The sequence below is a fragment of the Umezawaea endophytica genome, assembly GCF_025061645.1.
GTDB lineage: Bacteria > Actinomycetota > Actinomycetes > Mycobacteriales > Pseudonocardiaceae > Umezawaea > Umezawaea endophytica.
In genome coordinates this window covers 42,572-67,062 of record NZ_JANYMP010000042.1, presented here as the reverse complement: position 1 = coordinate 67,062, position 24,491 = coordinate 42,572, and the positions used below count along the sequence as shown (strand labels likewise).

Annotated in this window: 19 protein-coding genes; 9 read left to right on the top strand and 10 right to left on the bottom strand. The window is 70.4% G+C overall.

Annotated elements, in window-relative coordinates; genetic code table 11:
- Positions 1-7 precede the first annotated feature (7 nt).
- From NZH93_RS45820 to NZH93_RS45800, 5 genes are all read left to right on the top strand, one after another.
- Positions 8-673 (top strand): response regulator transcription factor, encoded by a 666-nt coding sequence (locus NZH93_RS45820; protein WP_259629645.1) that lies wholly within the window; start codon positions 8-10, stop codon positions 671-673.
- Positions 670-1,944: a sensor histidine kinase gene (locus tag NZH93_RS51125; RefSeq protein WP_259629644.1), complete on the top strand. Its 1,275-nt coding sequence runs from the start codon at positions 670-672 to the stop codon at positions 1,942-1,944. The genes NZH93_RS45820 and NZH93_RS51125 overlap by 4 nt, the downstream gene beginning before the upstream one ends.
- 81 nt (positions 1,945-2,025) lie before the next feature.
- A complete protein-coding gene (locus tag NZH93_RS45810; RefSeq protein WP_259629643.1) occupies positions 2,026-3,078 on the top strand; it encodes a response regulator transcription factor in 1,053 nt (350 codons plus the stop codon).
- 40 nt (positions 3,079-3,118) lie between these two features.
- The gene (sthA, locus tag NZH93_RS45805; protein WP_259629642.1) at positions 3,119-4,522 is read left to right on the top strand and encodes a Si-specific NAD(P)(+) transhydrogenase; all 1,404 of its coding nucleotides are present in this window, start codon (positions 3,119-3,121) and stop codon (positions 4,520-4,522) included.
- A gap of 245 nt (positions 4,523-4,767) precedes the next feature.
- Positions 4,768-5,673, top strand: a complete 906-nt coding sequence (locus tag NZH93_RS45800) for a proteasome assembly chaperone family protein (protein ID WP_259629641.1) — start codon at positions 4,768-4,770, stop codon at positions 5,671-5,673.
- A gap of 590 nt (positions 5,674-6,263) precedes the next feature.
- Here NZH93_RS45800 and NZH93_RS45795 read toward each other — a convergent pair.
- The 4 genes from NZH93_RS45795 to NZH93_RS45780 all read right to left on the bottom strand — a co-directional run bounded on the left by NZH93_RS45795 (position 6,264) and on the right by NZH93_RS45780 (position 10,823).
- Positions 6,264-7,583, bottom strand: a complete 1,320-nt coding sequence (locus tag NZH93_RS45795) for an ABC transporter permease (RefSeq protein ID WP_259629640.1) — start codon at positions 7,581-7,583, stop codon at positions 6,264-6,266.
- Positions 7,580-8,278 (bottom strand): ABC transporter ATP-binding protein, encoded by a 699-nt coding sequence (locus NZH93_RS45790; RefSeq protein ID WP_259629639.1) that lies wholly within the window; start codon positions 8,276-8,278, stop codon positions 7,580-7,582. Before NZH93_RS45790 ends, NZH93_RS45795 begins: the two co-directional genes overlap by 4 nt.
- Positions 8,278-9,282 carry an efflux RND transporter periplasmic adaptor subunit gene (locus NZH93_RS45785; RefSeq protein WP_259629638.1) on the bottom strand — a complete coding sequence of 335 codons (1,005 nt, stop codon included), beginning with the start codon at positions 9,280-9,282 and terminating at the stop codon, positions 8,278-8,280. The genes NZH93_RS45790 and NZH93_RS45785 overlap by 1 nt, the downstream gene beginning before the upstream one ends.
- A gap of 320 nt (positions 9,283-9,602) precedes the next feature.
- On the bottom strand, positions 9,603-10,823 hold the full coding sequence (locus NZH93_RS45780; RefSeq protein ID WP_372507007.1) for a family 16 glycosylhydrolase: 1,221 nt from the start codon (positions 10,821-10,823) through the stop codon (positions 9,603-9,605).
- Positions 10,824-11,146: 323 nt separating this feature from the next.
- On the opposite strand from NZH93_RS45780, the gene paaZ reads away from it, so the two are divergent.
- Complete coding sequence (paaZ, locus tag NZH93_RS45775; RefSeq protein ID WP_259629636.1) at positions 11,147-13,177, top strand: phenylacetic acid degradation bifunctional protein PaaZ; 2,031 nt, start codon at positions 11,147-11,149, stop codon at positions 13,175-13,177.
- 57 nt (positions 13,178-13,234) lie between these two features.
- Here the strand turns inward: paaZ and NZH93_RS45770 are convergent, their stop codons facing one another.
- Together NZH93_RS45770 and NZH93_RS45765 are read right to left on the bottom strand one after the other, a co-directional pair.
- A complete protein-coding gene (locus tag NZH93_RS45770) occupies positions 13,235-14,233 on the bottom strand; it encodes a Ca2+-dependent phosphoinositide-specific phospholipase C (RefSeq protein ID WP_259629635.1) in 999 nt (332 codons plus the stop codon).
- Positions 14,234-14,340: 107 nt separating this feature from the next.
- Complete coding sequence (locus NZH93_RS45765) at positions 14,341-15,093, bottom strand: peptidylprolyl isomerase (RefSeq protein ID WP_259629634.1); 753 nt, start codon at positions 15,091-15,093, stop codon at positions 14,341-14,343.
- Between the two features lie 167 nt (positions 15,094-15,260).
- On the opposite strand from NZH93_RS45765, the gene NZH93_RS45760 reads away from it, so the two are divergent.
- A complete protein-coding gene (locus tag NZH93_RS45760) occupies positions 15,261-16,607 on the top strand; it encodes an alpha/beta fold hydrolase (RefSeq protein ID WP_259629633.1) in 1,347 nt (448 codons plus the stop codon).
- On the opposite strand, the gene NZH93_RS45755 is transcribed toward NZH93_RS45760, so the two are convergent.
- Positions 16,588-17,364 (bottom strand): MerR family transcriptional regulator, encoded by a 777-nt coding sequence (locus tag NZH93_RS45755; RefSeq protein ID WP_259629632.1) that lies wholly within the window; start codon positions 17,362-17,364, stop codon positions 16,588-16,590. The genes NZH93_RS45760 and NZH93_RS45755 overlap by 20 nt on opposite strands.
- A 140-nt stretch (positions 17,365-17,504) precedes the next feature.
- Between NZH93_RS45755 and NZH93_RS45750 the strand changes: the two genes are divergently transcribed.
- Positions 17,505-18,731 carry a serine hydrolase domain-containing protein gene (locus tag NZH93_RS45750; protein WP_372507006.1) on the top strand — a complete coding sequence of 409 codons (1,227 nt, stop codon included), beginning with the start codon at positions 17,505-17,507 and terminating at the stop codon, positions 18,729-18,731.
- Positions 18,732-18,790: 59 nt separating this feature from the next.
- Here the strand turns inward: NZH93_RS45750 and NZH93_RS45745 are convergent, their stop codons facing one another.
- Entirely contained in the window at positions 18,791-19,819 is a 1,029-nt protein-coding gene (locus NZH93_RS45745; RefSeq protein ID WP_259629631.1) for a C40 family peptidase, read from the bottom strand.
- 247 nt (positions 19,820-20,066) lie between these two features.
- Between NZH93_RS45745 and NZH93_RS45740 the strand changes: the two genes are divergently transcribed.
- Positions 20,067-21,053: a pirin family protein gene (locus tag NZH93_RS45740; RefSeq protein ID WP_259629630.1), complete on the top strand. Its 987-nt coding sequence runs from the start codon at positions 20,067-20,069 to the stop codon at positions 21,051-21,053.
- Positions 21,054-21,240: 187 nt separating this feature from the next.
- Here NZH93_RS45740 and NZH93_RS45735 read toward each other — a convergent pair whose 3' ends face one another.
- The gene (locus NZH93_RS45735) at positions 21,241-24,156 is read right to left on the bottom strand and encodes a helix-turn-helix transcriptional regulator (RefSeq protein ID WP_259629629.1); all 2,916 of its coding nucleotides are present in this window, start codon (positions 24,154-24,156) and stop codon (positions 21,241-21,243) included.
- Between the two features lie 114 nt (positions 24,157-24,270).
- The gene (locus tag NZH93_RS45730) at positions 24,271-24,483 is read right to left on the bottom strand and encodes a hypothetical protein (protein ID WP_259629628.1); all 213 of its coding nucleotides are present in this window, start codon (positions 24,481-24,483) and stop codon (positions 24,271-24,273) included.
- Positions 24,484-24,491: the final 8 nt, after the last annotated feature.

The window sequence follows — 24,491 nt, the reverse complement described above, 5'->3', positions numbered from 1 at the left end:
CTCCGTTGTGCGTGTACTGGCGGTCGAAGACGACGCTGAGCTGGGCCATGAGGTCGTATCCGGTCTTCGGCAGGCCGGGTTCGCCGTGGACTGGGTGATGGACCTGGCCTCGGCGGAGGAGAGCCTGACGGCGAACAGCTACGACTGCGTGCTGCTGGACCGGGGCCTGCCCGACGGCGACGGGCTGGACCTGCTCAGCCGTTGGCGCGCTCGCCGGTCGAGGGTGCCGGTCCTGATGCTGACGGCGATGGACGGCATCGCCGAGCGGGTCGCGGGGTTCGACAACGGCGCCGATGACTACCTGGGCAAACCGTTCGCGATGGCGGAGCTGGTGGCACGGGTCGGCGCGCTGTGCCGCCGGGCCGAGCAGCCGCGGCCGTCGCTGGTGCGGATCGCGGACCTGGAGGTCGACGCGGCGCGGCGGAGGGTGACGCGGGCGGGGGTGATGTTGAGCCTCACCGCCAAGGAGTTCGCCGTGCTCGAACTGCTCTGCGCCCGTCGTGGCCAGGTAGTCTCGCGCTCCGACCTCATCGAGCACTGCTGGGACGCCATGGCCGAACCGATGTCGAACGTGGTGGACGCGGTCGTCGTCCAACTCCGCCGCAAGCTGGGCCCCCCGCCGCTGATCGCCACGTCGCGAGGGGTCGGTTTCGTGATTGACGAGATCGGGTGACCACGGCCTGGCAGAGCACCACGGCGAAGAGCTTGCGCCGGGTGCGCTGGGTGATGACGGTGCTGTTCACCGCCACCACCGCCATCTGCATCGGGACGCTCGCGACGATCGCGCTGGTCAACGACGAGCGGTCGCGCAGCCAGGCCCTCGACATCGAGCTGGACCGGCAGGTCGCGGGCCTGTCGCGGGTCGTCTACTACGACGGCGACGGCGCGCTGCACCTGGAGCCGCTGGACGTCGACGCGCTGGTCAGCCGCACCTCGCTGCTGCACGTGTGGACCCGCGAGAGCGGCCAGTGGGTGCTGAAATACTCCCGCGAGGTCGACAACGCCAAGACCGAGGAGCGCAGCGAGCTGGTCCTCGTGGACCAGGTCCGCGACCTCCAGTACGCCGTCCTCGGCGACGGCGCCTCGCCCGCGGGTGACCGGCTGCGGCTCGCCGCCGCCCCGGTCTGGAACACCACGAACCAGGTCGCGACCATCGTCGTCGTGGCGGGCGACCCGGCACCCGGTGTGGCCGCGCACCGCGAGTACGTCATGTGGACGTTCTGGGGCTGCCTCGCGATGCTCGTGCTCGCCGCCGCCGCGGGGCACCTGCTGTCCTACATCGGCACCCGCCCGGCCGTGCGGGCGCTCGAACAGGAGGAGCGGTTCCTCGCCGAGGCCGCGCACGAGCTGCGCACGCCGCTGGCGACGCTGCGGCTGATCGCCGAGGCGGGCGCGAACGACCCGATCCGGGCCAGCGCGTCGGCCGCCCAGGTCGTGGGGCTGGTCGACCGGATGGCGCACCTGGTCACCGGTCTGCTCGCCCGAGCGCGGGTGCGCAACGGCACCCGTGCGATGGAGTGGCTGCCGCTGCGGCTCGACCAGCTCGTGGAGGAGGTCGTCGGCGAGCACATCGACGACGGCCGCACGGTCGACGTGGACCTGCGCCCCACCGTCGTCGAGGGCGACCCGGTGCTGCTCTCGCAGGCGCTGCGGAACCTGGTGGACAACGCGGTCAAGCACGGCGCCCAGGAGGACGGCCGGGTGCGCGTGGAGGTGAAGGTCTCCGGCGGCACCGTCACGGTGTCCGACCGCGGGCCGGGCATCGACCTGGCCGACCGCGACCGGGTGTTCGACCAGTGGGTCACCGGAAGCAGCACCGGAACCGGTATCGGGCTGGCCATCGTGCGGTGGGTCGCCGACCTGCACCGGGGGTCGGCGCGCGTCGTGGACTCGCCGCTGGGCGGCACCACCATCGAGCTGGCGCTGCCCGAAGTCGTCGGGTGATCGAGCGCTCACGGTTTTCTCAGAGGGTGGCTGCGAAAGTTCCCCGTGAACGAGCAGCAGCGCGTGCACGGGGAGTGGCCGATGACAGACACGCTGACCAGGTCCACAGTGGACAGCGGGTTCCGCTCGGTGCGGTCCGCCTTCCTGGCGGCGTGCCGCGGAGCCGACCGCGGTCCCGCCGTGGAGAAGGCGGCGTCCTGCGACGCCTACGCCGACCTGTGGCACGCGGTGTCCGTCCTGATCTACGCCGACGAACCGGGCCTGGCGCTGGAACTCTGCCTGCGCGTGGAGGAGCGGACCCGCCAGCGCGCCGTGCTCGGCCTGCTGCGCGCCCGCATCGCCCACGCCAACGGCCAGCCGCTCGTCGCCCGCGAACTGGCGCGGTCCGTGCTGGACGAACGCGCGCTCTCGTTGCGCACCAGGCACCTCGCGCTCGCCGAACTCGTCACCGCCGAGGTCGGCCTCGAGCAGTACGACACGGCGACCGCGCTGCTGCGCGAGCACGGGTTCGACGGCGACGTCCCGGAAGGACCCGAGGCGCCGTACCTGCTCGCCGCCCGCGGCGCCCTGCACGTGGCCTCCGGACGGCGGCGCCCCGGCGTCGAGGACTACCTGGAGTGCGGGCGGCGGCTGCTCGACGGCGGTGTCCGCAACCCGGCCGTCATCCCGTGGCGGTCGCGCGCCGCGCTGGCCGCGGTCGGCGACCGGCGGCGGGACCTGGCGAAGGTGCTCGCCGAGCAGGAGCTGATCGAGGCGCGCACGTGGGGCACCTCGCGGGCGGTCGGCATCGCGCTGCACGCCGTGGCCTCCACCCGTGACGGCGACGACGCCGTGGAACTGCTGGGCGAGTCGGTCGACCTGCTCTCGCTGTCCACGGCCCGCCTGGAGCTGCTGAGGGCCCGCGAGGACCTGGCGCAGATCGTGCGCGCGGGCCGCGACCTGACCCGCCAGGAGGCGAAGATCGCCTGGCTGGCCCGCTCGGGCTACAGCAACAAGCAGATCTCCGAACAGCTCTTCCTCACCCGTCGCACGATCGAGTTCCACCTGTCCGGGGTGTACCGCAAGCTCGGCCTGTCCGGCAGGCACGAACTCCGGGTGGCCCTGCCGGACCAGTTCGGTGACCAGTCGGTGTGACCTGCTCCGTTTTGCGGATCCCTGAGGCAGACTGACCGGCATGTACGACTTCGACGTCCTGGTGCTCGGGTCCGGTCCCGGCGGGCAGAAGGCGGCCATCGCCGCCGCGAAACTCGGCAAGAAGGCCGCGGTGGTCGAACGCCGCGACATGATCGGCGGGGTGTGCATCAACACCGGCACCATCCCGTCCAAGACCCTGCGCGAGGCGGTGCTTTACCTCACCGGCCTCAACCAGCGGGAGATGTACGGCCAGAGCTACCGCGTGAAGCACGACATCACGATCGCGGACCTGTCCGCGCGCACCCAGCACGTGGTCGGGCGCGAGATCGACGTCATCCGCAACCAGCTCTCCCGCAACCGCGTCACGCTGCTGCCCGGACTCGGCAAGTTCCTCGACGACCACACCATCGAGGTCGTGGACGGCACCGAGCAGCTCCACAAGGTCACCGCGGACAAGATCGTCATCGCGACCGGCACCCGGCCGTCGCGACCGGACACGGTCGACTTCGACGACAAGACGATCATCGACTCCGACGGCATCCAGCACCTGGAGCACATCCCGCAGTCGATGATCGTGATCGGCGCCGGTGTCATCGGCATCGAGTACGCCTCGATGTTCGCCGCGCTGGGCACCAAGGTCACCGTCGTGGAGCGGCGCGACCGGATGCTGGAGTTCTGCGACCTCGAGGTGGTCGAGGCGCTCAAGTACCAGCTCCGGGACCTGTCGGTCACGTTCCGCTTCGGCGAGACGGTGGCGTCGGTCGAGCGGTACGCGCGCGGCGCCATCGCGGTGCTGGCCAGCGGCAAGAAGATCCCCGCCGAGACGGTCATGTACTCGGCCGGGCGGCAGGGCATGACCGAGGGCCTCGACCTGGAGAAGGCGGGCATCGCCGCCGACAACCGCGGCCGGATCTCGGTGGACGAGCACTTCCGCACCCCCGTGCAGCACATCTACGCGGTCGGCGACGTCATCGGCTTCCCGGCGCTGGCGGCCACGTCGATGGAGCAGGGCCGGTTGGCGGCCTACCACGCGTGCGGCGAGCCGGTCCGGGCCATGAGCGACATCCAGCCGATCGGCATCTACACGATCCCGGAGATCAGCTACATCGGCCGCACCGAGGACGAGCTGACCTCCGCGTCGATCCCGTTCGAGGTGGGGATCTCGCGGTACCGGGAGCTGGCCCGCGGCCAGATCATCGGTGACTCGTACGGGATGTTGAAGCTGCTGGTGTCGTCCGAGGACCGGTCGCTGCTGGGCGTCCACGTCTTCGGCACGGGCGCCACGGAGCTGGTGCACATCGGGCAGGCCGTCATGGGCTGCGGCGGCACCGTGGACTACCTCGTGGACGCGGTCTTCAACTACCCGACGCTCGCCGAGTCGTACAAGGTGGCGGCGCTCGACGCGATGAACAAGATCCGCCAGGTGACGTGGCTGGCCGAGTAGGGACGGGCGGGAACCGGGCCCGCGTCGAGCGGGAACCGGGCGCGGAACGGCTCGGCGCGGTCACGGGAGACGTGGTCGCGCTGGGCCGTTCGGCGTAATCCTGGCCTCCTCGGGGGTCTGAAAAGCCTGGTCGCCGGGAATTAGGGGTACCCGTCTGGAGATCGGGTGTGAGAATAGGGGGAATGTAAGCCGATCAGGGGTTGTTGGCACTTGCGGATCGTCCGTGACTCGCTGGGAGGTTTGTGGTGGTGCTGGATCCGGAGAACCTGTACGAGGTGGACTCCGACGTGCCGGACCTGACCGGAGCCGTGCTGCTGCACCACTTCGACGGGTTCATGGACGCCGGTGCCGCTGGCAAGCTCCTCGTGGAACACATCCTCGGCAGCTACGAGCACCGGGTGATCGCGCGGTTCGACGTGGACCAACTGATCGACTACCGGTCCCGTCGGCCTGGGATGATCTACGCGACGGACCACTTCGAGCCGCAGCCCGCGCCGGAGTTGGTCGTGAACCTGGTGTTCGACGCCGCCGGGTTCCCGTTCCTGTTGATGAGCGGCCCAGAGCCGGACTTCCGGTGGGAGGCGTTCATCGCCGCCGTGCAGCAACTGGTCGACCGGTGGCAGGTGGGGACGACCGTGGGGTTCCACGGGATCCCGATGCGGCTGCCGCACACCCGGCCGCTCGGGGTGACCGCGCACGCCACTCGGCGGGAGTTGGTCGAAGGGCACCAGCCGTTCTTCAGCCGGGTCGAGGTGCCGGGGAACGTCGCCGCGATGCTCGAGGTTCGGTTGGGGGAGCACGGGCACGACGCGATCGGGTTCGCCGCTCACGTGCCGCACTACCTCGCGCAGTCGACGCATCCGGCCGCGGCGTTGGTGCTGTTGGACACTGTTACCCGGACCACCGGGTTGGCTTTGCCGTCGGATGTGTTGAGGGAGACGGCTCGGCGGGCCGGGGCCGAGTTGCAGCGGCAGGTTGCCGAGTCGGAGGAGGTGTCGGAGGTCGTGGCCGCTTTGGAGCGGCAGTACGACGCCTTCACCGGGTCTGAGCGGCAGGAGCAGAGCTTGTTGTTGGAGGAAGAGGAGATTCCCAGCGCGGATGAGCTGGGGGCTGAGTTTGAGAAGTTCTTGGCGGAGCAAGGGCCGCAGTAGGTTTGTGCGGTTGGGGGCCATCCTGGGTTGGGATGGCCCCCTTTGTGCGTTTGGGGGCTGGTTGGCCGGACGTGGGGTCGGTTAGCCGAACCTGGGGCGGGCGGCGATTCGTTGGGCGAGGGTGTGGGTCGGGGGCCTGCGGGAGCGGCCGTCCCAGCCTGGGTGGCTGTTCGGGCCGGATGTGGCGGCCCTGAAGACCAGTAGTGCTCGCACGATCGTCGACGTGATCACCTCAGGTGCCTCCTCGTGGGTCGTGTGGAGGTCACGGTAGTGATGGGTTGTGTTGTGGCCAAAGGGTTTTTGGGGGTCGTGAGGGTGGCTGCGGGTTCCAGCGTGGTTGGGTGGGGGTGGCTGCGGGTTCCAGGGTGGTCGGCGGTTGTGAGTCGCGTTCCAGCGTGGTGTGGCCGATTTGACTTGGGGCCCCTAGATTCGACCCTTCGCCGGGCACTAAAGGGCAGAAGGTGAAGCTGCCGCCCGGCGCAAGTTTAAGGGTCGAATCCCCCAAGTAAAATCGGCCACGGTTTTAGGGCCGTGTCTGCCGGTCCCGTAGTGGGTTGGGGATTTGGGTGGGTGAGTGGGTGGGGTGCTGGTTAGGCGCGCATTACTGTGGCGATGGGGATTCTTGCTGCTCTGATTGCTGGGATTAGGCCGCCTAGGATGCCTGCTATTAGGCCTGCCAGCACGCCTGCTACGCCTGCTTCCCAGGGGAAGGCTACGTTTTGTAGGAAGGGTTCTCTGGAGCCCAGTACCATGCTTACTGCTTTTAGTGCTGCTGCGCCGAAGCCGATTGCTGCTGCTGCTGTCAGTAGGCCTGTTAGCAGTGTTTCTGCCAGGACTATTCCTGCCAGTAGTAGGCGGGGGGTTCCTACTGCTCGTCGTAGGGCGAATTCTTCGATGCGTTCGCCTACTGTTGCCAGGCCCACGTTGAGGATGCCTGCTACGCCGATCAGCAGTACCAGTGCTGCCATGCCCAGGAAGATCCAGCGCATCAAGGAGAGCTGGGACTGCATCTCTTTGAGGGAGTTGATGGTGCGCACGTGTAGTTCGTCCGGGTTCATGCCTGCTGCTGTGAGTCTGCTCTTCAGGGTTTGTTGCAGGTCTGCTGTGGTGGACGGGGCGAGCATGAGTTCCATGCTTCCGCCGTAGCGTGGGTCGCTGAGGCTGTCCACTGGCATCCAGTTGAGCAGTTCGTCCGAGCGGATGTAGGCCGCTGGGCCCCAGCTACCGTCGTTCACTACGCCGATGATGCGGGGGGTGGTGTTGGCCAGGGCGCCTTCCACTCGCATTTCTGCTGGGATCTTGTACTTGGCGAAGCCTTCCGCTGCTTTGGTGTTGAGGACGATCCTGGGGGAGAGGGACGGGGTGCTGCTGGAGTCCAACCAATCGCCTGATTCTAGGCGGAAGGGGCGGAATTGGAGGATGTCTCCTGTTACCGCCTTCATGCTGAGTTCGATGGCCTGGCCTGAAGGGGCGCCTTCGTTGGGGTCTTCGAGTTCTCGGCATTGGCCGCTGGCGTCGCAGGTCATCATGGGGCCGCGGTAGGCGCCGCCGTTGCCGTCCAGGGGGCCGCCGCCCTCGTTGATGGGTTTGACGCCCGGCTCGCCGATGATGGCTTTGCCTGTGGTGACGCCTGCTACGTCCTCGCGGCCCTGGATCAGGTCCATCGTGATCGGGACTGCCTGGGGGTTGGACGGCAGGTACATCTGGAGGGTGCCGTCCTTGCCCTGGCTGATCTCTATGTCGGACAGCAGGGCTCGTTGGGCGATCACGGAACCCGCTTGGACGGTGACCACGGCCAGTACGCCCAGGAACAGGCTGATCATGGAGAGGAACGTGCGCATCTTGCGGGCTCGGATGCCCTGGCCGCCGATGATCAGGGACGACCGGAAACGGCCGGACAGGCGGATCACACGACCACCCGCTGGTTCGAGTTCTCGAAGACGCCGTTGGTCAGTTGCATGACCTTGCCCATCTTGGCGGCGTGGTCGTGGTCGTGGGTGACGAGGATGAGGCCGCAGCCGCGGTCGGTTGCCGAGCGCAGTGCTTCCACGACCAGGTTGCCCGTTTCGGTGTCCAGGGCGCCGGTCGGTTCGTCGGCCAGCAGGATCTTCGGGTCGCGCACGAGTGCGCGGGCGATGGCCACGCGTTGCTGCTCGCCGCCGGAGAGGCGGGGTGGTTTGTGCTTGGCGAGGTGGCCGATGCCGACTCGTTCCAGTGCCTCCATGGCCTTCGCCTTGCGCTTGCGGCGCGGTAGCCAGCCCTGGCCGTTGACCAGTGCCATGGAGACGTTCTGCACGGCGCTCAGGTGCTTGAGCAGGAAGAAGCGCTGGAACACGAACCCGAACTCCTCGCTGCGCAGTGCGGCTGCCTTGCGTTCGGGGATGCGGGTGATGTCGTTGCCGTTCAACAGGTACTGGCCGCCGTCGGCCCGGTCGAACAGGCCGATGAGGCTGAGCAGGGTGCTCTTGCCTGAGCCGGAACGGCCGAGGATGGCGATGCTCTCGCCGCTGTGCAGGGTCAGGTCCGCGCCCGCGAGGATCGTGCGGGGCTCGCCCTGGCCCTTCAAGGTCTTGGTGAGACCGGTGATGCTGATCAGCGGCGTCATCACGACCCCGGCTTGGGGTTGTTGCCGTCCTGCTGCTGCGGCGCCGCGGGCAGGTTCGGGCCCGGCATGCTCAGGGTCTCGTCGCCGGTGAGGCCGGACTTGATCTCGACGACCTTGCCGTTGGTCAGGCCGAGCACCACGTCGGCGATCACCTTGGAGCCGTCGGGCTTGACGATCTCGACCTTGCCGTTGCCCTGGCCGCCCGCGACGGCCTCGACCGGCACCACGAGCGCGTTGGCGGACGTCTGCGTGACGACCTCCAGCGTCGCCGCGGCGCCGTTGATGAGCTTCACGTCCGCGGGCGCGGTGCAGACCAGGCGCAGGCCGGTGGACTCCGACTTCTGGCCGCCGGTGTCGGGCTGTTGTTGTTGCTGTTGCTGCTGCGTGTCGGTGGGCTTGTCCTTGTCCTCTTCCTTGTTCTCCGTGGGGGTGGGTGCGGGCACGGTGCCCGCGGGCAGCGCGGCGATCGTGCCGAGCAGCGTGCACGGGAACGGCCCAGGCCCGTTCTTGATCTGCGCCTGCACCGACGCGGACCCGTCCGCGATCTTGTACGCCTGCGCGCTGTCGATGTCCGCGGCGATGGCGTAGCCCGCGAGCTTCGCCGACGCGACCGGCATCCCGCCGGTCACCGTGGACTTGTCGTCCACCAGCCTCCCGGCGAACGTGGCGCCCGCGGGCACCTCGAACCAGTTGGGCACCCCGTCGGCCCACACCGAGCCGACCCTGGTGGCGACGGTGGGCGTGCTGGCGGGTTCCTTCACGTCCATGAACCGCACCTGCCCGGCGACCGGCGCGACGAGGCCGAACACCGGGTTCATCGTCACCTTGCCGGTGAGGCTCACCTTGTTGGTGAGGTCCTGCCTGGTGGGCTTGGCCGTGGTCATCGCCGTGCCCCTCGGCGCGAGGTCCGGATTCGTCTGGGCCTCACCTGACGAACCGCACGCGGTCGCGGTGACGACCACGACGGCCAGCCCGCCTAGGCGGACGAGGACTTGCTTCAACACCGGGAATCCCCCAACTGATGAGTCGCGGTCGGACTCGACCTGAAGACCTAGACGCCTATGAGACGATCCGGGTTGCATTCGCCGCTTCGGTAAAACGGTCGGACAGCGAGTAGCCGATCGGCCGATTGTCGGGAAGCGGAATCCGTGCCCGGTCGCCTGACCAGCGATTATCTCGGCAGGTTCGGGCGGGGGAAGTCGTGGTGGTGGACCGATCGTCTCCCATGGCAAGCGGTTTCCGGTGAAAACGGCCCGGACGGCGAAGAACCGCCCGTGTCCACACAGGACACAGGCGGTTCTTCGGTCGGTTCAGGTCGAGAAGGTCAGACGGTCCACTTCTGGTTCGCGGCCCCGGTGCACTCCCACAGGTGCGTGCGAGTGCCGTCCCCGGAGTTGTTCCCGATCACGTCCAGGCACTTGTTCGCCGGGATGTTCACGATGTCGCGCGCCCCGCTGACCGCCCACTGCTGGGCTCCGGTGCCGTTGCAGTCGTACAACTGCACCAGCGTCCCGTTTGCGGTCCCGGCCGCGGCGGCGTCCAGGCACTTGCCCAGCGCGCGGATGGTGCCGTCACCGGGACGGCTCCAGTTCTGCGCGGCGTTGCCGTTGCAGCCGACGATCTGGATCGGCGTGCCGTTGGCGCTGTTCGCGCCCGCGACGTCCAGGCACTTGCCCGCGAGGCCGATGATCTGGCCGCCGCCGGGTTGCGGGCTGTCCGACGTGGTCACGCGGACGTAGTCGACGAGCAACTGCTGCGGGAACTGCGTGTTGCCGTCGGGGTCGCCGGGCCAGTAGCCGCCGACCGCCAGGTTCATGATGATGAAGAAGGGCTTGTTGAACACCCACTGCCTGCCGCCGAGGTCGGCGGGCGTGCGGGTCTGGTAGACGTTGCCGTCGACCGACCAGCGGATGGAGTTCGGGGCCCAGTCGATCGCGAACGTGTGGAAGCCGTCGGAGAAGTTCGGCCCGTTGTAGCCCGCGCCGATGCCGCCGGAACCCGAGTAGCCGGGCCCGTGCAGCGTGCCGTGGACGGTGTTGGGCTCGAAGCCGACGTTCTCCATGATGTCGATCTCGCCGCTGCCCGGCCACGGGTTGCCGGTGTTGATGTCGGCGCCCAGCATCCAGAACGCGGGCCACATGCCCTGGCCGCGCGGCAGCTTCATCCGCGTCTCGTAGTGGCCGTAGGTCTGGGTGAACTTGCCCGCCGTGTTCAGCCGCGCGGAGGTGTACTCGCAGCGCCCGTACCAGCAGTTGTAGTTGGCCGGGTTCTCCCTGCGGGCGGTGATGACGAGGTTGCCCGCGCCGTCGGTCGCCGCGTTGCTGCGGCTGTTCGTGTACATCTGGCGCTCGTGGTTGTTGACGTTGTCACCCGTCTCCAACTGCCACTTGCTGCCGTCCACCCCGCCGCCCGCGGGACCGTTGAACTCGTCCGCGAACGTGGTCGCCATCGCGCCGACGTCCTGTGCGGAGGCGGCGGGTGCGCTGCTGGCCGGGGTGGACACGGAGATCGCGCCCAGCGTCATCAGCAGGGCTGCACCCAGCATTCCGGCTGCTCGGGCACGCCGAAGAGGCCCTCGTGTCGACATCGCAGATCACCTTTCAGGCAGGGCGGCGGTTCGGCGTCGAACCACTGATCGGCGAAACGTCAGGGGGGATCAGTGGTAAATGGTCCGAACCACCTGGTGTCAACGGGACGTTACTCGACGTCTTTGTTCAAGTCACGATGAAAGAATGATCGGCTCCATTGATCGCTTCAGTGCGGACCGAACGGAACCATTCCCCGATAGTGTGCAGACGAGGGCGCGACCCGCCTGCTTTACTGAACGAACGGTCGGTAGATCACCCCGGACCTTGGAGGACGACCCCGATGGCTCTGCTGCGCAGTTACGTCTCCGGTCACTGGCACGTGCCGACAGCCGAGGGCGCACCCCTGCACGACGCCGTGACGGGGGAGGAGATCGCCCGGATCTCCTCCGCGGGCATCGACATGGCCGCTGCGCTGCGGCACGGCCGCGAGGTCGGCGGCCCCGCGCTGCGCGAGCTGACGTTCCACCAGCGGGCCGCGCTGCTCAAGGCGCTCGGCTCGACCCTGCGCGAACACCGCGACGAGCTGTACGCGCTGTCCGCGCGCACCGGCGCGACCAAGAACGACTCGATGATCGACGTCGACGGCGGCATCGGCGTGCTCCTCGGCTACGCCAGCAAGGCCAAGCGGGAACTGCCGAACGACACGGTCTACGTCGACGGCGCGGTGGAGCCGCTCGGCCGCGGCGGCACGTTCCTCGGCCAGCACATCGCCACGCCGCTGCGCGGTGTCGCCGTGCAGATCAACGCCTTCAACTTCCCGATGTGGGGCCCGCTGGAGAAGTTCGCCCCCGCGTTCCTCGCGGGCGTGCCCAGCCTGGTGAAGCCCGCCTCCCAGACCGCGTACCTGACGGAGAAGCTCGTCGAGCTGATGATCGGCTCAGGGCTCCTGCCCGAGGGGTCGCTGCAACTCGTGTCCGGCAGTGCGGGCGACCTGCTCGACCACCTGACCGAGCAGGACCTCGTCGGCTTCACCGGCTCCGCGTCCACCGCGCAGCACCTGCGCACGCACCAGGCCGTCGTGCGCTCCAGCGTCCGGTTCAACGCCGAGGCCGACTCGCTCAACTGCTCGATCCTCGGCCCGGACGCGGTGTCCGGCACGCCGGAGTTCGACCTGTTCGTCAAGCAGCTCGTGACCGAGATGACCGCCAAGGCGGGCCAGAAGTGCACCGCGATCCGCCGCGCGTTCGTGCCCGCGTCGCTGATCGACGAGGTGTCGGAGGCCGTGTCCGCGCGGCTCGGCAAGGTCGTCGTGGGCAACCCGGCCAACCCGGACGTGCGAATGGGCGCGCTGGCGGGCCTGGAGCAGCGCGAGGAGGTCCGGCGGTCGCTCAAGGGGCTGCTGGAGGCCTCGCGGATCGTGTTCGGCGACCCGGAGCGCGTCGAGGTCGTGGACGCCGACGCCGAGCGCGGCGCGTTCCTCTCGCCCGTGCTGCTGCGCGCCGACGACCCGGAACTGGCCCAGCCGCACGAGGTCGAGGCCTTCGGCCCGGTCAGCACCCTCATGCCGTACACCGACACCGAGCACGTGGTCCGGCTCGCCGCGCGCGGCCAGGGCAGCCTGGTCGGCTCGGTCGTCACGGCCGACACCGACTTCGCCCGCGAGGTCGTGCTCGGCGCGGGCGCGTGGCACGGCCGCATGCTCGTGCTGGACCGCGACGACGCCAAGGAGTCCACCGGGCACGGCTCGCCGCTGCCCGCGCTGGTCCACGGCGGCCCCGGCCGCGCCGGTGGCGGCGAGGAGATGGGCGGCATGCGGGCCGTGCTGCACCACATGCAGCGCACGGCCGTGCAGGGCAGCCCGAAGGTGCTGGCGGCGGTCACCGGCCGCTGGGTGCCGGGCGCGCCGCGCACGGACTCCGACGAGCACCCGTTCCGCAAGAGCCTGGCGGAGCTGAAGGTCGGCGACAGCGTCGTGGCGGGTCCGCGCACGGTGTCGCTGGAGGACGTGGAGCACTTCGCCGAGTTCACCGGCGACACGTTCTACGCGCACATGGACGAGGAGGCGGCCAGGGCGAACCCGTTCTTCGGCGGCCGGGTCGCGCACGGGTACCTCGTGGTGTCGTTCGCGGCGGGCCTGTTCGTCTCGCCGGAACCCGGTCCGGTGCTGGCCAACTACGGCCTGGACAACCTGCGGTTCCTCACGCCGACGTTCCCCGGCGACGAGCTGACCGTGACCCTGACGGCCAAGCAGATCACGCCGCGCGAGGACAAGGACTACGGCGAGGTGCGCTGGGACGCGGACCTGGTGAACCAGAAGGGCGAGTCGGTCGCGAAGTACGACGTGCTGACGCTGGTCGCGAAGACCAGGTAGGAAGCGAAAGGGGGGCTTCCGTCCGATGTGGACGGAAGCCCCCTTCGTCGTGTTCGGCTAGCTCGCGGTGTAGGAGAGGATCTCGGCGCTCGTCCAGTCGCTGGACACGATCGTCGCGCCGATCGCGCCCAGTTGCCGGACCCTCGCCTGCGCGTCGGCCGCGGCGGGGTTGCGGCTGTCGATGGCGGGTGCCACGTTGTGCGCGTCCGTCATGACCACCAGGTACTTGCCGCCCAGGTAGGGCGCGCCGCCGAAGCCCGCGTAGGACGTGGCGCTCCCGTCGAACGCGACCATCCACGGCTTGCGCGCGCCACCGCGGTCACCGGTGCGCGGGTCGGTCGCCGAGGCGCCGTTGATCGCCGGGAACGACAGCGCCGAGGCGAGCGCGCCGCTGGAGTTCGCCGCGATCAGCCGGTCGGTGACCTCGAGGTCCGTGTCGTAGTTGTCGAACGGGTTGCCCAGCTCGAACGTCCCGTTCTCCACGATCACGACGAACTTGCCCGTCAACGCCGATCGCGACGGCCAGCCGCTCGCCTGCACCGCCGTGTCGAGGTCGGGGTGACCGCCCTTGAGCGCCGCGGGGGAGAAGATGTTGGCCGCGCCGATCGTGTTGGCCAGCAGCGTGTCGAACTGCGGCACCCCGAAGCCCGCGCGCCCGTCGAAGCCGTTCTTCATCTCGACCTTGACGACCATCGGCGCGTGGTTCGGGTTGCGGTCGTGCCACAGCCTGATGTTGCGCAGGCAGCCCGCGAGGTTCTGGTTGCGGTTGCCGGAGCGCAGGCCCTCGTAGGTCGTGGCGTTGGAGCAGTTGTTGGCGTTGCCGGGGTCGTGGCCGACCTGGAAGTCGTTGGTGAAGAAGAAGTTCGTCCACACGTCGATCTCGATCATGCCCGGATTCCGGTCGAGCACGTCGACCAGCCAGGGCGCGGTCTCCTGCGTGTAGCTGTTGTGCAGTCCGACGGCCGTCGTGCCGGTGGCCGTCGGCGTCGCCTGCGCCGACGGCACCACCGTGATCATCAGGGCCGTCGTGGCCACGGCGGCCAGGAAGCGCTTCATCCGGAACTCCTCGCACTGGACGTGTTCGTACGGCTGCGTAGCGTAGGGACCATGAAGAGCGTTCACGATGAACGCTGGATGGCCTCTTCGGGAAGCGCTCGCGGACGTCAACAGTTGACGGTGGCCCGCCGGATGTCGACCTTGAGCTTCGGCGCGCCGTCGACCGGGGCGGGCGCCTCCGGGGTCGGCGCGACACCGGCCGCCGCGACCTTGTCGAGCGTCTTCAGGCCGTCCTCGCCGATGGTGCCGAAGACGGTGTAGTTGGGGCGCAGCACCGAGTCCGAGGTGACGAGGAAGAACTGGCTGCCGTTGGTGTCCGGGCCGGCGTTGGCCATCGCGAGGGTGCCGCGCGGGTAGATCCGGCGCTCACCGGTCGGGTCGTTCGGCGCGGGCGGGAGCGTGGTCGGCAGCTCGTCCTTGTACCGGTAGCCCGGACCGCCCTCGCCGGTGCCGCTCGGGTCACCGCACTGGAGGACCTTCAGGGTCGGGTACGTCGTCAGCCGGTGGCACGTGGTGACGTCGTAGAAGCGGTGCTCGGCGAGGTGCAGGAAGCTCTGCACCGTGCACGGCGCCTGCGCGCGGTCCAGGGTCAGCGGGATCGGGCCCTGGTTGGTCTTCAGCAGGACGTCGACCGTGCCGCGGTCCGGGGTGTGCCGGGGATCCCTGGGCAGGCGCACGGGTCGTGCGGCGGGCTCGTCCGGCGTCTTGGTGTAGGCGCACGGGCCGCGCGTGACGTCCGGGCTCGCCGACACCTCGGCGGTGGTCCTGGCGATGTCCGGTTCGGCGACCGCCGTCGTGGCCGTGCCGAGCAGGAATCCGGCCGCCGCTACCAGTGCGACCGCGATCGTCTTGCTGTCCAACTCTCGTTCTCCCTCTGCTCGGGGCGGCCCCGTTGTCTCTAGTGGAGGTCTTCGGTCGGGCACAAGGGCCAGGAGTCGGACGTGGACGTCATCTCCTGGGTTGACGCGCGCGTCGCTTCGGCCCTCCGATGATCGGTCGCGGTGACGGATCTCCACGGGGGAGTGGCATGCGACGGGTTCTGGCGTTGGTGTTGGTCGTGGTGCTGGGAGCGGGTGGCGCCGGGGTGGCGACCGCTTCGCCCGGTGTCGGGTGGGCCTCGTGCGGGGAGCACGGGGCGGAGTGCGCGGTGGTGCGGGTGCCGCTGGACTGGGGGCGGCCCGGTGGTGAGCGGATCAGCCTGGCGGTGAGCCGGGTGTCCGCCGCCGATCCGGCGCGGCGGATCGGGGTGCTGTTCTTCAACCCCGGTGGACCCGGTGGGCCGGGAGCCGGGTTCGTGCGGGACGAGCCGGAGCTGTTCCCGCGGGAGCTGCGGGAGCGGTTCGACATCGTCGGGGTGGACCCGCGCGGGGTGGGCGAGAGCGTGCCCGCCATCGCGTGCGAGCTGCCGCCGATGGGGGCCGCGGTGGACCAGTTCCCCGAGTCGCGCGAGGGGTTCGACCGGCTGGTGGCCTACAACCGGGAGGTGGCCGAGGGGTGCAGGCGCGCCACCGGGCCGTTGATCGACCACGTCGACACCGTGAGCGCGGCACGGGACTTCGACGTCGTGCGGGCCGTACTGGGCGAGTCGCGGGTGTCGTGGCTGGGGCTGTCCTACGGGACGCTGCTCGGGGCCACCTACGCGCGGATGTTCCCGGACCGGGTGCGGGCCGCCGTGCTGGACGGGGCGGTGGACCACGCGGTGGGCTCGCGGCGGCTGGCCCTCGACGAGGCCGTGGTGTTCGAGGAGGTGTTCGGGTTGTTCACGGGGTGGTGCGCCGCGGATCCGGCGTGCGCCCTGCACGGGCGGGACGTGGAGGCGGGGTTCCGGGAGCTGATGGCCCGGCCGCCGTCGGGCACCACCACCGCCCAGATCGGGTACGGGACGTACTCCGGGCTGGTGATCCGCGCGCAGTGGCCCGCGGTGGCGGAGATCCTGGCGCGGGCGTTCGACGGGGACGGATCGCCGTTCGCCCGCGTGGGCAGCGACGCCGCGTACCGGGTGATCGGCTGCCACGACTTCCCGTCGTCGGCGCGGAGGTACGAGGACCTGGCTCGGCGGATGGCGGAGGTCCGGCGGCTCGCCCCGGTGACGCGGGGGTACGTGGAGGGGTGGGACGTGCAGGCCGGGTGCGCCGGGTGGCCCGTCCGGGCCGCTAACCCGTGGGGACCCGTCGTGGTGCGCGGGGTGCCGCGGGTGCTGGTCGTCAGCGGCTCGCACGACCCGGCCACGCCCCACGTGTGGGGAGTGGGCCTGGCGGCGCGGATCGAGGGGGCTCGGCTGTTGGCCTGGGACGGGGTCGGGCACACCGCGTTCTTCAACGACGAGTCCGTGCTGCGCGCCGAGGTGGAGCACCTCACGGGCGGGGGACGGTGATGCCCGCCTCGCGCAGCCTCGCCTCGACCAGGGCGTTCAACCGCGCGATGGACGGGGCTTGGTCCTCCCGGTGGTGGTTGACCACCCCGTACCGGGAGGCGGCGTCGGACCGCGTCCGGAACGTGGTCGGCAGCGCCAGCAGCGCCCGGTCGGCCAGCAGCTTGTCGGCCAGCGCGGACGCCAGCTCCTCGATCCGCGGGTCGTCCGGGTCCCAGGACGCCGTGTCCCACCCGCTCCGGGTCAGCTCGACGTACTCGGGGTCGTCGAGCCGGTGTTCGAGCTGGTTCAGGAAGCTCTCGAAGACCTCGGGGACCAGCGCCCTGGCCAGCACCATGGCCTCCCGCTGGGTGTCCACGTAGTCGGGCTGGAAACCGAGGTCGGCGAGCCGGTCGAGGAGCGCGCACGCGCGGTCGGGCAGCAGGACCCGGTCGCCGTTGGCGAGCCTGCGCAGGGTGTCGCGGTGCGCCGCCAGCTTCTCGATCCGCTCGACGAGCCTGCGGTCGACGTCGTCCAGCGCGGCGGCGAACCGTTCGGGGTCGGCGTCGAGCAGGTCGCCGATCTCGGCCAGCGGCACGCCCGCCCCGGCCAGCGTCCTGACCCGCACCAGCCGGAGCAGGTGGGCCGACCCGTAGCGGCGGTAACCGGAGCTGTCGCGCACCGGCTCGTCCACCAGGCCGAGCCGGTGGTAGTGCCGCACGGTCTTGACGGTGACGTCGACGAACGCCGCGGCCTGACCGATCGTGAGCCCGGACGCCACGGCTCAGCGACCCTCGGGGCGCGGGTCACAGGTGATCACCGGGCGAGCGTAGCGCGGAGTTCGCGGTGGGAGTTGACCTTGACCTTGGGTCAGGGTCCACGCTCGCCGTACGGCCGCAGGCGCCGTACGACCACCGCGAGATGGGGAACGACATGGGCGAGTCCACGCACACCGCCGACGACAACGGGGGCGGGACGCCGGGGCTGTCCCGGCGCACGGCGCTCACGGCGGTGGCCGCCACCGCGCTGGCCGGGGCGGTCGCGCCGGGGATCGCCACCGCGGGCCCGCACCGCCCGGACCTGGAGGGGGCCATCCGGGTCTTCGTCGACGCGGGCTTCGCCGGGATGCAGATGCGCGTGCGCGACGAGCGGGGCGAGTGGGTCGGCAGCACCGGGGTGCGCGAGCTGGGCCGAACCGCCGAGCCGCCGACGGACGGGCTGTTCCGGGTGGGCAGCACCACCAAGACCTTCGTCGCGACCGTGGTGCTGCACCTGGTGGCAGAGGGGCGGATCGGGCTGGACGACCCGGTCGCCGACCGGCTGCCCCGGTTCGGGCTGGACCCGCGGATCACGGTGCGGATGCTGTTGCAGCACTCCAGCGGGGTGTTCAACTTCACCGGCGAGCACTACGAGGACGGGACGGTGGTGCCGGGGATCCCGTGGCAGGGGCAGGAGTGGGTGGACAGGCAGTTCCACACCTACCCGCCCGACGACCTCGTGCGGCTGGCGCTGTCCAAGCCCCCGCGGTTCGCGCCGGGCGCGGGCTGGAGCTACTCCAACACCAACTACGTGCTGGCCGCGCTGCTGATCGAGCAGATCACCGGTCGCCCGTACGGCGAGGAGGTGCGGCGGCTGATCCTGCGTCCGCTCGGGCTGCGGGGCACCTCGGTGCCGGGCACCTCGCCGGAACTCCCCGGACCGCACGCCCACGGCTACCACCGGTACGAGGTGGACGGCGGGTGGAAGACGGTAGACGTCAGCAGGCAGAACCCGTCCTGGGCCTCCGGCGCGGGCGAGATGATCTCCACCACCCGCGACCTCGCCACGTTCTTCTCGGCGCTGAACGGCGGGGAACTCCTGCCCGCCCCGCTGCTGGCCGAGATGCGCAGGCCGCACCCCGACAGCGGCGCCCACCACTACGGGCTCGGGGTGTTCGTGCAGGACCTCGGTCCCGGCGGCGGCACGATCCTGCACCACAACGGCAGCGTCCTCGGCTACGGCGCCCTGATGATCAGCACGCCCGACGGCCGCAAGACCCTGACCGCCTCGATCACCACGGGCGACGCGGAGGACAACCCGGTGCTGCGGTTCAAGGAGCTGCTCGACGGGCTCGTGGAGACGGTGTTCGGCGGCCGGGTCGCGGAATGACCCGAGCCCGGTGCGGGACGACCACCGTCGTCCCGCACCGGGCTCGTCACGGGTTCCGGCTAGCCGACGATGCGGCGGATGGTGTTGATCGGGCCGATGGAGTCGATCGGCGCGGTCTTCACCGGCACGCCCTCCGTGGAGGCGTGCACAGCGGTGTTCGAGTCCACCACCATCGCCACGTGCCCCTGGTCCGCGTAGTAGATCACCAGGTCACCGGGCTGCACCTCGCTCCGCGACACCGCGCGCCCCAGGACGGCCTGCGCGTAGGTCGTCCGGCCGATGCTGATCCCGGCCTCGCGGTAGGAGGCCTGCATCAGGCTGGAGCAGTCCCAGGAGTCCGGGCCGTTGGAGCCGAACACGTAGGGCTCGCCGCGCTGCGCCAGCGCGTAGTTCAGCGCGACCGCGACGTCACCGGTGGCGTTGACGCTGATCGGCGTGTTGGCGCTGCCCGCGTTCAGCGCGGTCTTCGTGGTGCTGCTGAGCGAGGAGTAGGCGGCCTTGGCCTCCTTGACCCGACCGTCCAGCTCCTCGGCCTTCTGGTCGATGTCCGCGAGCAGCTTCGCGGCGTCGTCCTTCGCCTTGCCCGCGCGGTCGGTCGCGTCCTTGGCCGAGGTGCGGGCCTGGTCGGCCGTCTCCACCGCGCCGGACAGCTTGCCCAGTGCCTCGCTGTTGTCCGCCGCCAGCACGCTGATGGCCGACATGCGGTTGAGGAAGTCCTGCTGCGAGTCGCTCACCAGCAACGCGGAGAGGTTGTTGAAGCGCGCGCCCTCGAACGACGCCTCGGTGAGCAGGTCGACCTGACCGCGGAACTGCTCCTCGGTCGCCTTCGCCGAGTTCTCGGCCTCGGTGGCGGTCGTCAGGTCCGCGTTGGCCTTGCCCAGTTCGCCCTCGGCGACCGTCAGGGCCTCCTGGGCCTTCAGGTGGTCGGCGTTGAGGACCTCGGCCTCGTGCGAGAGGTCGTTGTACTTCTGCAGGGCCTCGGACGCAGGGTCGGCCTGGGCGTAGGGCGCCGTGCCGAGGACTGACGCGGCCACGGCCGTGGCCGCCAGTGCTCCCTGGAACATCCGCTTGCGTGGTTGCGACGACACGTCGCGCAGCCTCCTTCGTCGGTACTTCCCACCTTGTGCCCGAAGGCACTGTCACAGTCTGTGTGGCGGTGACCTGGCCGTTTAGCCCGGAAGGGCTACTGCCTGGCGCGAAGTCTCGATCAGGTTACGGAACGTCTCCCTTGGAGTCCACCTTCGGGTTTGAACTGCCTCTAACGGCGGTAGGGAATGCCTGGGCAGGCAAAATCGTTTTGAACCAGTGAGTTGAAGTGTCAACCTGGAGGAAGCGATGCCCGCGGTCACCGTCACAGACATCACGACCCTTGCCCGGATCCCCGAGCCCGCACCCGACGCGGCCGATCGCGCGGTCCGCTCCGTAACCACTGGTCCACAGGGGTTCGAGGGCGAGGGCTTCCCCGTCCGCCGCGCGTTCGCGGGCATCGACCTCGCCGACCTCGACCCCTTCATCCACATGGACCAGATGGGCGAGGTGGACTACGGGCCGGGCGAGCCGAAGGGCACCCCCTGGCACCCGCACCGCGGCTTCGAGACCGTGACATACATCATCGACGGCGAGTTCGAGCACGCCGACTCGCACGGCGGTGGCGGCAACATCACCAACGGCGACACGCAGTGGATGACCGCCGGCGGGGGAGTGCTGCACATCGAGAAGCCCACCGAGGAACTCGTGCGCACCGGCGGCGTGTTCCACGGCGTCCAGCTCTGGGTCAACCTGCCGCGCGCCCGGAAGTGGGTGGAGCCGCGCTACCAGGACCTGCGCGGCAACCAGTCCGTGCTGCTGTCCTCGCCGGACGGCGGCGTGCTGGTTCGGGTCATCGCCGGTGACGTGGCGGGCCACCAGGGCCCCGGCTCGACGTACACGCCCATGACCATGCTGCACGCCACCGTGAGCCCCGGAGCGCGCGTGCGGCTGCCGTGGCGGCCGGACTTCAACGCGCTGGTCTACGTGCTGGCGGGGGACGGCACGGTCGGCGCCGAGCGGCGGCCGGTCTCGACCGGGCAGCTCGCGCTGTTCGGCCCCGGCGACACGATCGTGTTGGACGGCGCGGGCAAGCAGGAGTCGCGGTACGCCGAGATGGAGGTCGTCGTCCTGGGCGGAGCGCCGATCCGCGAGCCCGTCGCGTGGGGCGGGCCGTTCGTGATGAACACGCGCGCCGAGGTGCTCCAGGCCTTCGAGGACCACCAGGCGGGCCGGTTGGGGAGCATCCCCGCCCAGTACCTGCCCCACGGTGACGTGGGCGGTCAGATGGCCTGACCTGGTCGGGGGTCGTCGTGGACGTGCGACGGCCCCCAGCTCACCTGGGGGGTTGGGAGCCGGGGGCCGTGTACACGCCGGGTGCGGTCAGGGGGGTCGACAACACCGGGCACCCGAGAGTCTATGCGGTGAATTGGATTCGTGTACGCCAACCGCGCGGAGAAGCCCATGCGAATTTCCGATTCGGTCAACTCTCCATGGCGGCGGCGAAGGCGCTGAGCGCTTCCCGGTCGGCCCGGCTCGTTTTGTTGATCAAGCTCGCGACGTGCTTCTCCACGGTCCTGGGGGAGATGTGGAGGCGCGCCGCGATGGCCTTGTTGCCCATCCTGTTGGCCAGCAACAGGAACACTTCGAATTCCCGAACAGTGACGCCGAGCACCCTCAACTGGCGCGGCACCTGCTCGGTGCCCGTGCGCCGCTGCTGCACGGACGCGCCGACCTGGCGCAGCAACCCCCGGCACGCGCTCGCGACCGGCGTCACCTGCACCTGGTGGAAGTACTCCTCCGCACCGCGCAGCCACGTCACGGGATCGCCCCAGCCGTCCGCGTGCGCCGCTTCGGCCACGAGCCGCAGCCCGAGGTGCCGCGCGACCGGGAAGACCGCCGCGGCCTCCTGAGCGGCCAGCGCGGCGTCACCGGCTTCGGCGACCCGGCCGTCCCGCCCGAGCAGCACGGCGTGCGCCAACTCGACGAACACCCGGTTCCACCGCATCCCGCTGGCGGCGGCGCTGGTGACCTCCCGGAAGTGCGCCCACCCCGAACGACCCGCGAGCACCCCGAGCAGCAGGTGCAGCCCGTGGCGGCCCGCGAGGTGGAACGTGGTCGGGTTCTCCGCCTCGCAGGCCAGCGCCTCCGCCAGTTCGCTCTCCGCCAGTTCGCGGTCCTCCTCCAGCAGGGCGCAGAACGTCCGCGCCAGGCCGAAGCACAGCGGCATCTCCTGCGACCCGCCGCCCGCCATGTCCCGCAGCTCGGCGATGGCCAGCTCCATGCCCTGCCGGTCGAGCCGGTGCGCGGCCGACGTCGCCTTGACCATCAGCAGGTACCGGGTCAGCACCGTCATCTGGAGCCGGGTGGTGACCAGCGCCGTCTGCTCGCCCAGTTCGGCGGCCTCGTCGTGGTCGCCCGTCAGCACCGCGTGCAGCGACCGGATGGCGTCGACGTTGTAGGCGATGGTGATCGCGCCGACCCGCTGCGCCTCCTCGCGGGCGCGGTCCAGCGAGGTCGTGGACGCCTCGACCAGCCAGTCGTTGCCCGCTATCCGCACCATCGCGTACACCTGCTGGATCGGCAGGTCGTGCTCCTCGGCGAGTTTCCTGGCCTGCTCGAAGCACGCGTTGGCCTCGGCGAGGTTGTCCTCGCGGGCGAGGATGCCCAGCAGTTGCCACGCCTCGCAGCCGACCAGCGGCAGCGGCACCCGCTTCGCCGCGTCCACGGCCCGGCGCGCGAGCACCGCGGCCGCGGCGATCCGGTCCGGGCTCTGGGTGTGGATCGTCAGCATCGCGGCGATGGCGTCGACCGGCGCGGTCTGCTCGTCCTCGGCGTGGTGGCCCAGCAGCGCGCGGGCCGCGGCGACCTGCGCCATGCCGTAGTCCCACCGGCCCGCGATGTGCGCGACCCGCGCCAGCTCGGTGTGCAGCTTGACCCGGCGCGACCTGGCCAGCCCGGCGACGGCCAGCTCGGCCAGCGTGTCGGCGAGCCGCATGGCCGACTCGAACTGGCCCGCCTCGCCGAGCGCGGGCAGCAGCGACTCCAGCACGTCCGCGCGGATCTCCGGGTCGACACCGCTGGTCAGCAGCCGGTTCGCCTGGTCGAGCAGCGCGATGGCGGACCCCGGCGCGCCGCCCTTGAGCGCGCGGCGGCCCGTCTCGGCCAGCAGCCTGCCCGCCTCGGCGTCCTCGCCCGCGTCCAAGCGCAGCGACGCGACCAGCGCGCACCACTCGCCCGGCAGGTCGGGGTGGGCGGTCTTGATCGCGTCCGCCGTACGACCCGAGAGCTCGGCCCGGTCGCTGGGGGTGAGCTGCGCCCGCAGCGCCTCCGCGGTCAGCGGGTGGCGGAACGCGTACCAGTCGGGAGCGGGCTCGTCCGGCGTCACGAGCTGCGCCGCCACCCCGGCGTGCAGGTGGCTCAGCAGCCCGCGGTGGTCCATGCCGGTCACCCGCTGCACGACCGACAGCGGGAACCGGTGCCCCAGCACGGCCGCCACCGACAGCAGTTCACGCCCTTGCGGCCCGAGCCGGTCCGTGCGGTGCGCGATACTGCGCACCAGGGCCGTCGGCACCTCGATCCGCAGCTCGCCGAGCACCCGCCAGCCGTCCGGGCCGGGCACCAGCAGACCGCTGCTGACCATGCCGTGCAGCAGTTCCTCGATGACGAACGGGTTCCCCGCGCTGTCGGCCCACAGCCGGTCCGCGACCTCGGCGGGCACCTCGGCGGGCTCGACCTCCAGGCAGGACGCGGCCATCCGCCGGACCTCGTCGCGGTCGAGCCTCGTCAGCTCCAGCAGCACACCCGCGTCGCGCCGCGCGGCCAGCGTCACCACGTCCAGCGCGTTGCCGGGTTCGGCGCGGATGGTCACCAGCAGCACCACCGGCTGCTGGTCGAGGTTGTCGGCCAGGTACTCGATGACGGCCAGGGTCTCGGCGTCCGCGTCGTGCAGGTCCTCCAGCACCAGCAAGCACGCCTGCCGCTTGCCGACGATCGAGAGCAGCCGCAGGACCGCCTCGGCGAGCACGACCAGCGACTCGCCGTTGTGCTGGCCCTCGCCGCGGCTCCACTCGGGGATCAGCCTGCCGAGCACCGGTTTGTACGGCCCCAGCTCGTCCTCGTCCGGCGCCTCGCCGCCGCGGAACAGCGACAGCAGCGCCTCCGACAGCGGCCGGAACGGGACCATGGGGCCGATCGTGCTGCCCCGGCCGCGGAGCACCCGCATCCCGCTGTCGAACGCCCGGCCCGCGGCGACCCGAGCGAGCCTCGACTTCCCGACGCCCGCTTCGCCGACGAGGAACACGGCACTGCCGCGACGGGCCCTGGAGTCCTCCAGCGCCCGGTCCAGCTCGTGGACTTCCTTGTCCCGGCCGACCACCACCGGCGCGCGGGTCTGCATGAGCCTGACCTTAGCGATCCCGCGGCGTGCGCCGGTTCCGCTATTCGAATGCCGAATGGCGCGCGCCGGACTGCCTGCACCCCCAGGGGGCAGGCAGTCCGGCCGAGGAGGTGGTCACATGTTGCCGGGAGCGCTGACCGTGGTGAACGTGGTGGTCCCGTACGCGAGAACGGCCATGCCCGCGGTGAGGGCGAGCCCGGACAGCACCCTGGTGCGCACGCCGACCTTGGTCCTGCTGGACAGCGCCATCTCCCCGGCGGGGTTGGCCTCGACGTCGAACTCGTCGCCGTCGAGCGCCGGGACCTCGGTGTTCATGGCGTTGTTCATCGGAATGC

Coding starts and splice junctions, on each gene's coding strand:
- NZH93_RS45810 (WP_259629643.1), top strand. CDS start 2,026: ATGACAGACACGCTGACCAGGTCCACAGTGGACAGCGGGTTCCGCTCG.
- sthA (WP_259629642.1), top strand. CDS start 3,119: ATGTACGACTTCGACGTCCTGGTGCTCGGGTCCGGTCCCGGCGGGCAG.
- NZH93_RS45790 (WP_259629639.1), bottom strand. CDS start 8,278: ATGACGCCGCTGATCAGCATCACCGGTCTCACCAAGACCTTGAAGGGC.
- NZH93_RS45780 (WP_372507007.1), bottom strand. CDS start 10,823: ATGCTGGGTGCAGCCCTGCTGATGACGCTGGGCGCGATCTCCGTGTCC.
- paaZ (WP_259629636.1), top strand. CDS start 11,147: ATGGCTCTGCTGCGCAGTTACGTCTCCGGTCACTGGCACGTGCCGACA.
- NZH93_RS45770 (WP_259629635.1), bottom strand. CDS start 14,233: ATGAAGCGCTTCCTGGCCGCCGTGGCCACGACGGCCCTGATGATCACG.
- NZH93_RS45760 (WP_259629633.1), top strand. CDS start 15,261: ATGCGACGGGTTCTGGCGTTGGTGTTGGTCGTGGTGCTGGGAGCGGGT.
- NZH93_RS45750 (WP_372507006.1), top strand. CDS start 17,505: ATGGGGAACGACATGGGCGAGTCCACGCACACCGCCGACGACAACGGG.
- NZH93_RS45740 (WP_259629630.1), top strand. CDS start 20,067: ATGCCCGCGGTCACCGTCACAGACATCACGACCCTTGCCCGGATCCCC.
- NZH93_RS45735 (WP_259629629.1), bottom strand. CDS start 24,156: ATGCAGACCCGCGCGCCGGTGGTGGTCGGCCGGGACAAGGAAGTCCAC.
- NZH93_RS45730 (WP_259629628.1), bottom strand. CDS start 24,483: ATGAACAACGCCATGAACACCGAGGTCCCGGCGCTCGACGGCGACGAG.